At 61.5% G+C, this 13,314-nt stretch carries 13 protein-coding genes; 7 read left to right on the plus strand and 6 right to left on the minus strand.

Annotated features, from left to right (window positions below; translation table 11 throughout):
• Positions 1-255: 255 nt before the first annotated feature.
• Complete coding sequence (locus EFD56_RS29755) at positions 256-906, minus strand: GntR family transcriptional regulator (protein ID WP_126906984.1); 651 nt, start codon at positions 904-906, stop codon at positions 256-258.
• Between the two features lie 158 nt (positions 907-1,064).
• On the opposite strand from EFD56_RS29755, the gene EFD56_RS29760 reads away from it, so the two are divergent.
• The 4 genes from EFD56_RS29760 (at position 1,065) to EFD56_RS29775 (ending at position 6,909) form a co-directional block, all read left to right on the plus strand.
• Positions 1,065-2,489: a malonyl-CoA decarboxylase gene (locus EFD56_RS29760; RefSeq protein ID WP_126906985.1), complete on the plus strand. Its 1,425-nt coding sequence runs from the start codon at positions 1,065-1,067 to the stop codon at positions 2,487-2,489.
• On the plus strand, positions 2,486-4,000 hold the full coding sequence (locus tag EFD56_RS29765; RefSeq protein ID WP_126906986.1) for a malonate--CoA ligase: 1,515 nt from the start codon (positions 2,486-2,488) through the stop codon (positions 3,998-4,000). Before EFD56_RS29760 ends, EFD56_RS29765 begins: the two co-directional genes overlap by 4 nt.
• A 197-nt stretch (positions 4,001-4,197) precedes the next feature.
• Positions 4,198-5,547, plus strand: a complete 1,350-nt coding sequence (locus tag EFD56_RS29770; protein ID WP_097602136.1) for an SLC13 family permease — start codon at positions 4,198-4,200, stop codon at positions 5,545-5,547.
• Positions 5,548-5,805: 258 nt separating this feature from the next.
• Positions 5,806-6,909: a helix-turn-helix transcriptional regulator gene (locus EFD56_RS29775; RefSeq protein ID WP_126906987.1), complete on the plus strand. Its 1,104-nt coding sequence runs from the start codon at positions 5,806-5,808 to the stop codon at positions 6,907-6,909.
• A 28-nt stretch (positions 6,910-6,937) separates the two neighbouring features.
• On the opposite strand, the gene EFD56_RS29780 is transcribed toward EFD56_RS29775, so the two are convergent.
• Together EFD56_RS29780 and EFD56_RS29785 are read right to left on the minus strand one after the other, a co-directional pair.
• The gene (locus EFD56_RS29780) at positions 6,938-7,564 is read right to left on the minus strand and encodes a 2'-5' RNA ligase family protein (protein ID WP_126906988.1); all 627 of its coding nucleotides are present in this window, start codon (positions 7,562-7,564) and stop codon (positions 6,938-6,940) included.
• 129 nt (positions 7,565-7,693) lie between these two features.
• The gene (locus EFD56_RS29785; protein ID WP_126906989.1) at positions 7,694-8,080 is read right to left on the minus strand and encodes an ectoine synthase; all 387 of its coding nucleotides are present in this window, start codon (positions 8,078-8,080) and stop codon (positions 7,694-7,696) included.
• Between the two features lie 190 nt (positions 8,081-8,270).
• Here EFD56_RS29785 and EFD56_RS29790 point away from each other — a divergent pair, with 190 nt between their 5' ends.
• A complete protein-coding gene (locus EFD56_RS29790; protein WP_126906990.1) occupies positions 8,271-9,155 on the plus strand; it encodes a LysR substrate-binding domain-containing protein in 885 nt (294 codons plus the stop codon).
• A 144-nt stretch (positions 9,156-9,299) separates the two neighbouring features.
• A complete protein-coding gene (locus EFD56_RS29795) occupies positions 9,300-9,482 on the plus strand; it encodes a hypothetical protein (protein WP_004674134.1) in 183 nt (60 codons plus the stop codon).
• A gap of 219 nt (positions 9,483-9,701) precedes the next feature.
• Here EFD56_RS29795 and EFD56_RS29800 read toward each other — a convergent pair whose 3' ends face one another.
• From EFD56_RS29800 to EFD56_RS29810, 3 genes are read right to left on the minus strand one after another with little or no spacing between them, the layout of a single operon-like run.
• On the minus strand, positions 9,702-10,265 hold the full coding sequence (locus tag EFD56_RS29800; protein ID WP_004674135.1) for a biotin transporter BioY: 564 nt from the start codon (positions 10,263-10,265) through the stop codon (positions 9,702-9,704).
• A 24-nt stretch (positions 10,266-10,289) separates the two neighbouring features.
• Positions 10,290-10,898 carry an energy-coupling factor transporter transmembrane component T family protein gene (locus EFD56_RS29805; RefSeq protein WP_004674136.1) on the minus strand — a complete coding sequence of 203 codons (609 nt, stop codon included), beginning with the start codon at positions 10,896-10,898 and terminating at the stop codon, positions 10,290-10,292.
• Positions 10,898-11,572, minus strand: coding sequence for an energy-coupling factor ABC transporter ATP-binding protein (locus EFD56_RS29810; protein ID WP_004674137.1), 675 nt, complete (start codon positions 11,570-11,572; stop codon positions 10,898-10,900). The genes EFD56_RS29805 and EFD56_RS29810 overlap by 1 nt, the downstream gene beginning before the upstream one ends.
• Positions 11,573-11,858: 286 nt before the next feature.
• Between EFD56_RS29810 and EFD56_RS29815 the strand changes: the two genes are divergently transcribed.
• Positions 11,859-13,049, plus strand: coding sequence for a winged helix-turn-helix domain-containing protein (locus EFD56_RS29815; RefSeq protein WP_064827073.1), 1,191 nt, complete (start codon positions 11,859-11,861; stop codon positions 13,047-13,049).
• Positions 13,050-13,314: the final 265 nt, after the last annotated feature.

Genomic DNA, 13,314 nt, shown 5'->3' on the forward strand with positions numbered 1-13,314 from the left:
GTCGGTGGGATGCCGACGACGTCGTGAAGTTCATGTATGGAACACAAAGAGGCGCGCTGCTTCTGGCGCTGCGGGATTTCTGGAAAGCACTTCGCTCGGCCTGGCCCGATAAGAAAAAGACTTTCGTTTCCCCGCGTCGAGGAGATGAACCTCGAGAGTAAGAGCCCGTGCTTGCGGTTTTTACGCAGATGGTTTCCCTTGATCTCCGCTATGCGGCTCGGCTTTCCGCCGCCTGAAATTCGTCCAGCCGTCCAATCACCTCGCCGCCATACTTGCGACCAGGTCGCTGAACCTCTCTCCCTGAATGCCGACATGCGTCCGCAGCAGGCGGCGGGCTTCATCGCCGTCTCCTGTAAAGATCGCATCGACGATGGCGCAATGTTCCGAGAATGACGTCGACAGGCGGTTGCGCACCCGCAGTTGCAGACGCCGATAGGGCCGCAGGCGTCGATGCAACTGCACGCATTGCTCCTGCAGGAAATCGCTGCGGCTCGCGGCGTAGATGGCCTTATGAAATTCCTCATTGTCGTAATAATAGGCATCGCTGTCACCGGCCGCGGCGGATTGTTCGCAGCGGCTGTGGGTGGCGGTGATCGCCTCGCGGGAGGCCTTGTCCAGCCGGCGGGCGGCGAGCGATCCGGCCAAGCCCTCGAGCTCGGCCATGACCTCGAACATCTCGTAAATGCGGTGCGGCCCCGGATCGATCACGACGGCGCCCCGGCGCGGACGGATTTCTATCAGCCCGATGGCGTCGAGCTGCATCAGCGCCTCGCGCACCGGCGTTCGCGAGACACCGAAGCGATTGGCAAGCACGGTTTCATCGAGCCGCTCGCCGGGGGCGAACTCATAGGAAAGTATTGCGTTTTCAATCTCATCCCGGAGCCACCGGCCGACATTCTCGGACATTTCTCTCGCATCCTCCATACATGAATGGCATTCTTGTATACACGATAGTTGACTTCGTGTACGAAGAGTGACAGTTTACATACTACCGGCGAAGCCCGGGGATGGGAAGCGATGTCCAGCGGCTGCGGCAAGCGGCTTCTTCAGACGGGAGGAATGGCATGCCAGAGGCTTCTTTCTTCACCGACATGCTGCAAAGCATCACAGATCACGGACGCCAGCTCCTGTTTTCCGGCTCGCGCAATACGCAGGCCGCCGCCAAGGCCGATCTTCGCACCCTTTGTGAAATGCTGCTGTCGAGCCGGGGCGAAGCATCCGGCATCGCCCTTGCAGCCGAGATTCTCGATCGCTGGGGCGCGCTCGATGGCGAGGGCGCGCAGAATTTTTTCCATGTGCTTCACGAAAACTTCGGGCCCGACACGGCGAGGCTCGACCGGGCAACGGAAAATTACCGCACCGACAAAAGCGCCGTTGCGGTCATCGCACTCCATCAGGCCGCGGAACCGCGGCGGCAGGAGCTTCTGCGCCGGTTGAATCACGCGCCGAACGGCACCGCCAGGCTCGTGCGGATGCGTCAGCAGCTGCTTGCTTCCAAAGACCAGTCAGAAGCCTATCAAGCGCTGGACGCCGACTTCACGCATCTGTTCGGCTCCTGGTTCAATCGCGGCTTTCTGACGCTGCGGCCCATCGACTGGTCGACGCCGGCCTACATTCTCGAAAAGATCATCAAATACGAGGCTGTGCACGAGATCGCCGGCTGGGATGAGTTGCGCCGTCGTCTGGCGCCGGCCGACCGTCGATGCTTTGCCTTTTTCCACCCGCGGCTGGCCGATGAGCCGCTCGTCTTCGTTGAAGTGGCGCTCACCCGCTCCCTGCCGAAGGCGATCGCAGATGTTCTCGACGAGGGGCGGGAGCAGATCAATGCCGACGAGGCGACGACGGCCGTCTTCTATTCGATCTCCAACTGCCAGGATGGCTTGCGCGGCATCTCCTTCGGCAATTTCCTGATCAAGCAGGTCGTGGAAGATCTGCGCAAAGACCTGCCGGGTCTCAAGAATTTCGTCACGCTGTCGCCCGTCCCGGGTTTTGCCCGCTGGCTTGCCAAGGTGCGCGCCGCGACCGGCGGTGCATCTCTATCCGAAGCGGCGTTGAAAACGCTGACCTTGCTCGACGATCCGGACTGGCCCGACAACGAGAGCAGCGCGGCCGATGTGGAGCGCGTGCTGCTGCCGCTTGCGGCCCGCTACTTCCTGACCGAACGCACGCCGGAGGGCCGCCCGGTCGATCCCGTCGCCCGCTTCCATCTCGGCAATGGCGCCCGGCTTGAACGAGTGAACTTCCTCGGCGATCGCTCGCCCAAGGCGATGCAGCAGGCGCACGGTCTGATGGTCAACTATCTCTACAAGCTCGACGACATCGTCGCCAACCATGAGGCCTTGGCGCAGCGTGGCGAAGTGATCGCCTCGCCTGCGGTCAAAAGCCTGCTCAACCAGAACGACGAAGGCCGCCGCGGCGGCAATGGCCAGCAAGGCTCTCGAGCCTTCGCACAGATCATGAATTCAACGCTTGGAGGAGGGCGAAAGTGAGCAACCATCTTTTCGACGCCATGCGGGCGGCTGCGCCCGCTGACGCACCGTTCATGCGGACCGGTAGCGGGCAGACATGGACCTATGACGACGCCTTCGCTCTTTCCGGCCGCATTGCCGGCGCGATGGACACGCTCGGCATTCGCCCCGGCGACCGGGTTGCGGTGCAGGTGGAGAAAAGCGCCGAGGCATTGATCCTCTATCTCGCTTGCCTTCGAAGCGGCGCCGTTTACCTGCCGCTCAACACCGCCTATACGCTGGCCGAGCTCGATTACTTCATCGGCGACGCGGAGCCGCGTCTGGTGGTGGTGGCCTCGGCCGCTCGCGAAGGCGTCGACACGGTCGCCAAGCGTCACGGCGCGATCGTCGAAACGCTCGACGCCGACGGCAGCGGCTCATTGCTCGATCTGGCGCGCGACGAGCCGGCCGACTTTGTCGACGCTTCGCGCTCCGCCGACGATCTGGCCGCGATCCTCTACACCTCGGGAACGACGGGACGCTCGAAGGGGGCAATGCTCACGCATGGCAATCTGCTGTCGAACGCCCTGAGCTTGCGGGATTACTGGCGCGTCACCGCCGACGACCGGCTGATCCACGCCTTGCCGATTTTCCATACGCATGGGCTGTTCGTCGCCACCAACGTCACGCTGCTTGCCGGCGCCTCGATGTTCCTGCTGGCGAAATTCGACGCCGACGAGGTCGTTTCACTGATGCCTGAGGCAACGATGCTGATGGGCGTGCCGACCTTCTACGTGCGCCTCCTGCAAAGCCCGCGCTTCGGCAAGGAGGCGGCAGCCAACATCCGCCTGTTTATCTCAGGCTCGGCGCCGCTGCTAGCCGATACGCATACCGAGTTCGAGGCCCGGACCGGCCATGCGATCCTCGAGCGTTACGGCATGACGGAAACCAATATGAACACTTCCAATCCTTACGACGGCAGACGCATTGCCGGAACGGTCGGACTTCCGCTGCCTGGGGTGACGGTGCGCGTCACCGACCCCGCCACGGGACAAGTGCTGCCGCCGGAACAAACCGGCATGATCGAGATCAAGGGGCCGAACGTCTTCAAGGGTTATTGGCGCATGCCGGAAAAGACCGCGGCCGAATTCACCGGCGACGGCTTCTTCATCAGCGGCGATCTCGGCAAGATCGACAGCGACGGCTATGTGCATATTGTCGGTCGCGGCAAGGACCTGGTGATCTCGGGTGGCTACAACATCTATCCGAAAGAGGTCGAGAGCGAGATCGACCGGATCGAGGGCGTGGTCGAGAGCGCCGTCATCGGCGTCCCGCATCCCGATTTCGGAGAGGGCGTGACGGCCGTCGTGGTGCGCAAGCCCGGCGCCGTACTGGATGAAAAGACCATTGTCAGCGCGCTGCAGGATCGTCTCGCCCGCTACAAACAGCCCAAACGCATCATTTTCGCCGAGGACCTGCCGCGCAACACGATGGGCAAGGTCCAGAAGAACATCCTGCGGCAGCAATACGCCGGTCTTTACACCGGGACGTAAGACGGCCGCCCTCTGGGAGGAGGGCGCGTCGATATCCGCATCAATAGAGCATGTCGCGCAAAAGTGTGCAGCGGTTTTGCGGCAACGACATGCGCAAAAACAAAGAGCTATAGCGCGTCGCATGATTCAAGTTTGACGCGACGCCCTTTAGCGAAAACAGCAACCACGGCGCTGGAGGCGTCGCAGGGAGGGGAATCATGGGTATTGAAATACTGGCCATCGGTCTGCTCATCGCTATGTTCATCGTTGCGACGATCCAGCCGATCAACATGGGCGCGCTCGCCTTTGCCGGCGCCTTCCTGCTCGGCTCCATGACCATCGGCATGAAAACCACCGATATTTTCGCGGGCTTTCCGAGTGATCTGTTCCTGACGCTCGTCGCCGTCACCTACCTCTTCGCCATCGCGCAGATCAACGGCACCATCGACTGGCTGGTCGAATGCGCCGTCCGTCTGGTGCGCGGACGCATAGGCCTGATCCCCTGGGTGATGTTCCTCGTCGCCGCCGTCATCACCGGTTTCGGGGCGCTTGGGCCTGCCGCGGTCGCCATTCTCGCGCCCGTCGCCTTGAGCTTTGCCATCCAGTACCGCATTCACCCGGTCATGATGGGGCTGATGGTGATCCACGGCGCGCAGGCGGGCGGCTTTTCGCCGATCAGCATCTATGGCGGCATCACCAACCAGATCGTTGCCAAGGCCGGTCTGCCTTTCGCGCCGACGTCGCTGTTTCTCTCCAGCTTTTTCTTCAATCTGGCGATTGCGGTGCTGGTCTTCTTCGCTTTCGGCGGCGCAAAGGTCGTGAAGCACGTGCCCGCATCATCCCTTGGCCCCTTGCCCGAACTGCATCCCGAGGGCGTGTCGGCCTCGATCAGAGGCCACGGCGGCACGCCGGCAAAACCCATCCGGGACCATGCCTATGGCACTGCGGCCGATACCGCCGCGACGCTGCGTCTAAACAATGAGAGGATTACCACCCTGATCGGCCTGACGGCGCTCGGCATCGGCGCCCTGGTTTTCAAGTTCAATGTCGGCCTCGTCGCCATGACCGTGGCCGTCGCCCTGGCGCTCCTGTCACCGAAGACGCAGAAGGCGGCGATCGACAAGGTCAGCTGGTCGACCGTGCTGCTGATAGCAGGCATCATCACCTATGTCGGCGTCATGGAGAAGGCGGGTACCGTCGATTACGTGGCGAACGGCATATCCAGCCTCGGCATGCCGCTGCTGGTGGCGCTGCTGCTCTGCTTTACCGGTGCCATCGTTTCGGCCTTTGCATCCTCGACCGCGCTGCTCGGCGCAATCATCCCGCTGGCCGTTCCGTTCCTCATGCAGGGACATGTCAGCGCCATCGGCGTCGTCGCCGCCATCGCGATCTCGACGACGATCGTCGATACCAGCCCATTCTCCACCAATGGTGCGCTTGTGGTCGCCAACGCGCCGGATGACAGGCGAGACCAGGTGCTCAAGCAGTTGCTGGTCTACAGCGCGCTGATTGCCATCATCGGTCCGATCGTCGCCTGGCTGGTGTTCGTCGTGCCGGGGCTGGTTTGACGATGGGCCGCCGCGGGCCTTCGCTCGCGGCGGTCAAGGCATTCACGCCGTGGGGAAGGTATTCCGAGTTCCACGCTCCGGCGGGGAGAAGCGCCGACCGGAAATATAGTGCCGGAGAAGCTATAACATGCTGTGGTTGTAGTATTTCTCGCTCAGTCCGGAGCATCCGATATTGCACATGCGAATTCCGTTGCAATTGCGAAGACGACACTGTTCTATCTTCGAAGATGCTTTCATTCGCAGATGTTGAAATCGATCATGATTCAATCGCCTGACGTCTCATCTCTTCTGACCGATATGATCTATGGAAGTCTCTTCGGAGAGTGCAGCTGGCAGGATTTCCTGGATCGCCTTGTCCAGACGTCGCCAAGCGGCAAGGCGGCGCTTCACTACCATGATCTGACCTCTTCGGTTGCCCACGTTCCCTTCATGTCGGGATTTTCGCAATCCGAGATCGATCAGTTCACCAGCCACTTCGCCTCGGTCAATCCCTGGATTCCGAGACTGGATCGCGTGCCCGTCGGCCAGGGCCTCTGCGGCGACGAGATCGTTCCGCGCGAGGAACTGATCAGATCGGAGTTCTACAATGACTGGCTGAAGCGGCAGACCGGATCCGAGACGAGCATTGGCGTCTCGATCATTCGCGAGGAGAACCGCACCTTCATCCTTTCGGCCTGCACATCGTCCGCCGACCCCGATCTCAACAGCGAGGCGGCCAAGCTTTATACGCAGCTCGCACCGCATTTGAAGAGGGCCTTCGACTTCATCCGCAAGCGCGATCTGTTTGCACCCCACGAACAGACAACGCAGGCCCTGTTCGACAGCATCGGCGTCGGATTGATCTATGTCTCGGAGCAACGAAAAGCCCGTCGCTGGAACAGGAGCGCGGAGGCCTTGCTGGCAGCCGGCGTGCCTGTGCAGATCGCCTCCGACGGCACGGTAGCACTTCAATGCGAGAAGTCGGCGGCGGTTCTCGAATTCCTGGCCTCTAGAAACGGTGTGCAGACCCAACCGCACACGGCGATCGTCAAGGGCAGGAACCAGGATAATTATCGCATCACCCTCGTCCGGCTGCACTCCGATACGTTCACCCAGTTTCTGGAAGGGCCGACCGTGGCGGTGATCGTCGAACCGATCGTGGCGACGCCTCTCAATGAGCGGCGCGATTTGCTGATGCAGCTTTACAAGCTGACGGCAACGGAAATCAGGATCGCCTCGAGCATCGCATCCGGCCATTCCCCAAGGGAAGTGGCGATGGCCGACGACATCAGCTACGAGACCGTCAGAACCCACCTTAGAAACATCTATGGGAAGCTCGGGGTCAATTCCCGAGCCGGTCTGGTGTCGCTGCTGATGCGGTGAATGGATACGGTCGAGAGAGCCCGATTTACTAACAAACGTCCCGGCTTCCCGCTTTGTCGCTCAAGAGCGGCTCACGGAGGACATTGAGCTCGACGTTGGGATAAACGCGCTCTTCCAGCAATTGAAGCGACCTGACCCTAACCGCCGTGGGCAAAGAGCCTGCGTCTGCAGTGATCTCAGGCAGCCGCCCTTCGGCACTGAACCTGAACAGTGTGATGTGCGCTATTTGCGGCGGGGTGGGGCGCCATCCTTCGAAGTCGATCGCCTGAGTAATCGCAGAACGAAGCCTCCGCAATTCCGGTGGCTCCTCTGCTTTCACGAAAACAGCGGCTGCCGAAACAGTCAGTTCATGGAAATCGAGGTCAAAGGCTGGCGTCTGTTCGGCCAGCCGGTCTGTGACCGCTTTCCATCTTTCTCCGTTCAGCCTCCATACCTCCTCATTCGGGATACTGAATTTGGCCGCTGCGTTGACCAGAGTGACGATCGTCATGTGCAGGCTCGCGGCCGGCAGGCGCAAAAGCGGTGCATCGCTGTGTCGCTCGATACCATCTTGCAGGCTGCTGAGTTTTGACAATGTCGCGCCATCTGGAAAAAACTGCAGGTGGAACGCGCAGCACCGTTTGAACCACAGCGCATCGATCTTCGTCCGGGTCACAGCAGCAGGCCTCCCACTCGATCAGGGCGCACCGCACCAAGGGCGACCGTTGATGAAAGCCATGACTAAGCACGACCGCAAAATCAAGGAGATCGCGCAAACGAGGCCCTCGATGGGCTCAAGCTCGGCTCAATATTCCGAACCGCTTCTGTTGTTGAGGTCGTGACGCTCCGTTCCCTTGAGCGGCGGATTGAAGACGCTGACCAGGACGAGGTCCTCGTCCTTGCCGCCCCTGAGATAGTGGCGGTCGTGTTGGTCGAGGACGTAGATGTCGCCGACGCGGATGGGAAAGACATTGCCGTCCATATCCTCGACCTCGCCTTCTCCCTGAATGCAGTAGCAGGCCTCGAGGTGGTTGCGGTACTGCAGCAGGGCTTGCGTATTGGCGCGCACGACAGTGTGGCAGACGGTAAAGCCCATCCCATCATCCCTAGTCAGCAGTCGATGGCTCGTGCCATTGCCCCAATCGACGAAACGCTCGGTCTGTTCCACGTCCTTCAGGCTTCTCACAAACATGTTTTTCTCCTCGCAAATGACGGAGATGGCTCGATCTCCGAGATCCATTAGGCACTGAAATCGACGGCTGCTTCAAATGATCTAAATTGAGAAAGCTGTTAGAATAATTTACATGTTAGCTCTGAGTTCGATCCGTGTGACGAGGATGCGGGGCGAAAGACTCCGTCTATCATGTAAGGAATTCGAACATATGCAGCTGCCGCCGCTGAATGCATTGAGGGCCTTTGAAGCGACCGCCCGGCTCATGAGCCTGTCAAAGGCCGGAGACGAGCTGCATGTGACCCACGCCGCCATCAGCCACCAGATCAAACATCTGGAGACGTGGCTGGGCCGCAAGCTGCTGCAGAAATCCGGGCGCGGCGTAGCGCTGACGCCGGCGGGCGCCGAATATTATCTGGCCGTCTCCGGCGCATTGGCAGCCATCGCCCATGCAACCGGCAACATGCGCCGAGATCACAATATGCGTTCGATCACCGTGGGCTGCATCCCGTCGATCGCCTCGCGCTGGCTGGTTCCGGCACTTCCGTCTTTCCGGGAGAGCGATCCCGATCTCGATGTCAGGATCGTCTATGCCAGAGCGGAAGAGCGCTTCGATGACGAAAGCCTGGATGTTCTGATCACCATGGGGGAGGATTTGTCGGGAGGGCGGGAGAGCCGTCTGCTTTTCTCCCGGCGCAACCAGCCGGTGGCGAGCGTCCATTATCTGGCAAAGCGGAATTGGACTATCGAGAACGTTCCCTTTGCGAGGGCCGACCTGCTGCATGACGAATCCGTGGACGGCTGGAAAGAATGGTTCCGCAAGGCTGAGATAAAGCCACCCGAGCCGATCCGCGGGCCGATCTTTCAGGACTTCAACATTCTTGCCACGGCAGCGATCGCCGGACATGGGGTCGCTCTATGCCCTGTCGAGGTGTTTCGGCGAGAGATCGAACGCGGTGACCTCGTCGTGCTGTCGGATATTTCGACGGCCGAAGCCCAGGGATATTATCTGATCACCAGCGCCTGGGCGAAAAAGCCGGTGCGCCGTTTTGCCGAATGGTTCATTCAGGAGTGCAACTCCAGCAGTCTTCGGTAAGTGAACGACGACGTGGCATCCGCTTGCGCTGGCCAAGCATGGATTGTCATGAAAGTTTCATATTGAAGCTATTGCGGAAAACGAAATATAATCTACAATTTCTATCCAGAAACAAGATTTGATGAAGCAACGAAAGGAGACTGATTGAGCGCATTTTTCTCGAATGCCTTCGTGATTGCATATTTCGCCCTGGTTATTGCCCTGCTTGTCGCGAGTGGCAAGTGCCGTTCAATAAGCTTCGGCGATGGCGATGGCGGGGGAGGCTGGTGCGATGCCGCGGGCGACGGTGGCTGTGACGGCGGCGGCGACGGAGGTGGAGGAGACTAGATCAAACTGAAATCGATAGAATACCCGACCGCCTCAAGGCGGTTTTTTGTTGCCTGTGTTCCAGGCCGTACCTGCTCGCCGCGAGCCTTCCTTCCTCAATCCATCAGCATCGAGACGCAGAGCCTGCGCCGCAGGCAAGCGGTCTTGGCGTGCGGCAAATGCAAATGGCCGCCTTCGGGTGAAGACGGCCATTGATGATGTGAACGGCGACTTCGGCGCTTATGCGCGTGCCGGCAGGAGGGGATAGCCGGCCATGACGGCGCGGCCGAGCAGGGCGGCGACGAAAGCCTTGATCACGTCGCCCGGAATGAAGGCCATCGAGCCGACGAAGGCTTTGGTGAAGCCGAGGCCGGCAACGGTGGCGAGATAGGCGATACCGAAGGCATAGAGCACGACGACCCCGCCGACCATGGCGGCGAGAAAGAAGCTCACCGTCTGCACCAGGCCGGATTGGCCGTGGTTGACCAGCCGCTCGCTGAGATAGCCGGTGACGAAGGCGCCGAAGATCCAGCCGACGAGGAAGCCGGCCGACGGCGAGGCGAAGATGGCGAGGCCGCCGCGGCCGCCGGAAAGCACCGGGAGGCCGATGGCGACGAGCAGCAGCACGATCAGCACGGCAATCGCGCCGCGGCGGGCGCCGAGCACGACACCGGCCATCATGACGCCAAGCGATTGGGCGGTGATCGGCACCGGAATGAAGCCGAGCGAGATCGGCGGCAGCAGGCCGAGGGCCACGATGATCGCAGCGAAGAGGGCGGTAAGGACGAGGTCGCGGGTGCTCATCATGAACTCCGTGGTTAAAATTGGTTAACTTCCATGCCGTCGAATGCGGCGCGCGTCAATCGCCGCGGCGACATTATCCGCATCCCTGAGCGTCAGGATGATCAGCGGCGCAAGCAAGGTCGTCGGCCGGGCCTTCAGCCCACGTGCCTTGTGGGCCTCGCGGATCGCCTGGTAACGGCCGACAATATCGGGCACGAAACGCAGGACGAGCCCGAGCGCCAGGCCGATATCGTCGGCCTGCACCCAGCCGGTGCGCTCCAGCGGGCGGGCAAGCGCCGTCACCTCGTCGATGAAGGCGGTGATCGACGTCGTCGCCGTCACGGCGGCGGCAAGAAGCATCAGCGCCGTCAGCCGCAGCACCGGCACGAGTGCCGCCTGCCAGGGATTGAAGAGGAGATTGAAGAGCGCCACGACCGCAATCGTCAGGAAGACCGGCCGCAGCCGCCGCAGGCCCTCGCCGAGCGGCAGGCCGGTCGTGCGGTAGACGACCGCCGTCAGCACAACCAAGCCGGAAAGCAGGGCGATGTTCTGGCTGATGAACAGCACGATGCCGAAGACCGCAAGCGACACCAGCTTGACCCGCGGCGAAAGCCGGTGCATCGGGCTGTTGCCTTCGACATAGAGCGACTGCATCAGGCGGCGATCTCCTTGTAGCGGGCGATCGCCTCGGTCGCCGGCGCATCGGCGGCCAGCCGCCCCTCATGAAACAACAGCACCCGCTCGAAATCGGCGATCAGCTCCAGATCGTGGGTAATGACGATGGCGCTTTCCGGCAGCCCGGCAATAATCCGCTCGACCAGTGCCCGGTTCTTCAGGTCGAGCTGGTTGGTCGGCTCGTCGAGAATGAGAATGCCGGGCCCCGTCACCAGCACCGAGCAGAGGGCCGCCACCTGCAGCTCGCCGCCGGAAAGCTCGTGCGCCCGGCGGTCGGCGAGCGCTTCGGCGCCGAAGCGGGCGAGAACACGCTCGACCTTCGCCTCGATCTCCGCCTTGCTGAAGCCGTGGCGCTTCAGCCCGAAGGCGATGTCGTCCCGGACGATCGGCAGGATGATCTGGTTCTGCGGCGACTGGAAGATGAAGCCGACATCGACTGCGCCGGCCTTGTCATCGGCCGTATCGCGGCCGTTGACGGTGACGCGTCCGACCGTCGGCTTGGTCAGCCCGTTGATCAGCCGCGCAAACGTGGTCTTGCCCGAGCCGTTGAGCCCGATGACGCCGATGCGTTTGCCGCTGATGCCGAGCGTCAGCGGCGCCAGCGCCACCCGCGTTCCGAAACTGACCCCGGCGCCTTCGAATTGTATGTCCAAACCAGTCCCTCGCATCTTTCATCGGAGGAGATTGCCGATGCCGGCCCTCATCCGCCTGCCGGCACCTTCTCCCCGTAAACGGGGCGAAGGAACCATGCCGCGACCTCTCCATTCCCATCAATCTCTCGCAGGGCACGTCCCCTCTCCCCGCGAGCGGGGAGAGGGTTAGGGTGAGGGGCAGCCACTGGCGCCGATCAGACGTGCTTCTACATGGGGAATCCAGGGTGATGAAGAGCAAATCTCGATATCGGGTGGCTAGGAAGATTTTCCGCGATATGATGCCCACATGACGAATCTGCTTTCCAATTCCGACGCCCGCCGGGTCTTCCTGGCCAAGCAGGGCCTCAGCGCCCCGCCGAACCGCGCCTTGAGCAAGGAGGGCCTGCTGCAGCTCATCCATGATCTGGGCTTCGTCCAGGTCGACAGCATCCAGACGGTGGAGCGGGCGCATCACCAGATCCTGTTTTCGCGCAACCAGACCTACAGGCGCGAACATCTGACCGCGTTGCTCGAAAAGGACGGCACGCTGTTCGAGCACTGGACGCATGACGCCTCGATCCTGCCGAGCGCCTTCTTCGTCTATTGGAAGCACAAGTTCCGCCATCAGGAGAAGGTTATCATCGAGCGCTGGCGCAAATGGCGCGGCGAGGGTTTCGAGGCGGCCTTCGAGGAGACCTATGAGCGCGTTGCGCGCGACGGCGCCATCCTGGCGCGTGATATCAAGGCCGACGGCCATGTTTCCGGCGGCTGGTGGAACTGGCATCCGAACAAGACGGCGCTCGAATATTTCTGGCACACCGGCAAATTCGCCATCGCCGGCCGCTCGAATTTCCAGAAGATCTACGACCTGACCGAGCGTGTCGTCCCGGCCCATTTCCGCGAGCCGGAGGTAAGCCGCACCGAGTTCGTCGACTGGGCGTGCCGCAGCGCGCTCACCCGCCTCGGCTTTGCCACCCATGGAGAAATCGCCGCGTTCTGGAACCTCGTCTCGCCTGACGAGGCCAAGACCTGGGTATCGGCCCATCGCGACGAGCTCGCCGAAGTGCTGATCGAGCCCGCACTCGGGGCCAAGCCGCGGCCCTCCTGGGCCTTTGCCGATTTCCTGACGACGCTCGACAGCTATCCCGCCGCGCCGCCGCGCATCCGCGTGCTCAGCCCCTTCGACCCGATGATCCGCGACCGCAACCGCACCGAACGCCTGTTCGGCTTCTTTTACCGCATCGAGATCTTCGTGCCGGAAGCCAAGCGCGAATATGGCTATTACGTCTTCCCGCTGCTCGAAGGCGACCGGCTGATCGGCCGCATCGACATGAAGGCTGACCGGAAGAAATCGACGCTTGATGTCAGGCGGCTCTGGCTGGAGCCGGGGGTGAAAGCGTCCGCAGGTCGGCTGGAGCGGCTGGAAGCGGAGCTCGATAGGGTGGCGCGGTTTGCGGGCGTGGAGAAAGTGGTGTTGCTGGAGGGGTGGAGAGGATAAGCGAATTATCCTCTGCCCGTCACCGCGCCCTCACAAGGGAGGCCGGCCGAATGTAACATCAGCTGCGGTGCGTCTCTGTACGCCGACGGCGAGTTTGGCAACAACGCCAACCCCACTCTCCGTCATCCCAGGCCTTGATGTAAAGCCCGGATACATACCTGACAGATGTTCGGAGACATGCCTGACACTTTCGAGATGTTTTTTCGGGAGGTCGGCATGGTTTGGCGGTCGAGGTCAGTTGTGGATGAGCGTTTGGAATTCTGCC

This window comes from Rhizobium phaseoli (assembly GCF_003985125.1).
GTDB lineage: Bacteria > Pseudomonadota > Alphaproteobacteria > Rhizobiales > Rhizobiaceae > Rhizobium > Rhizobium phaseoli.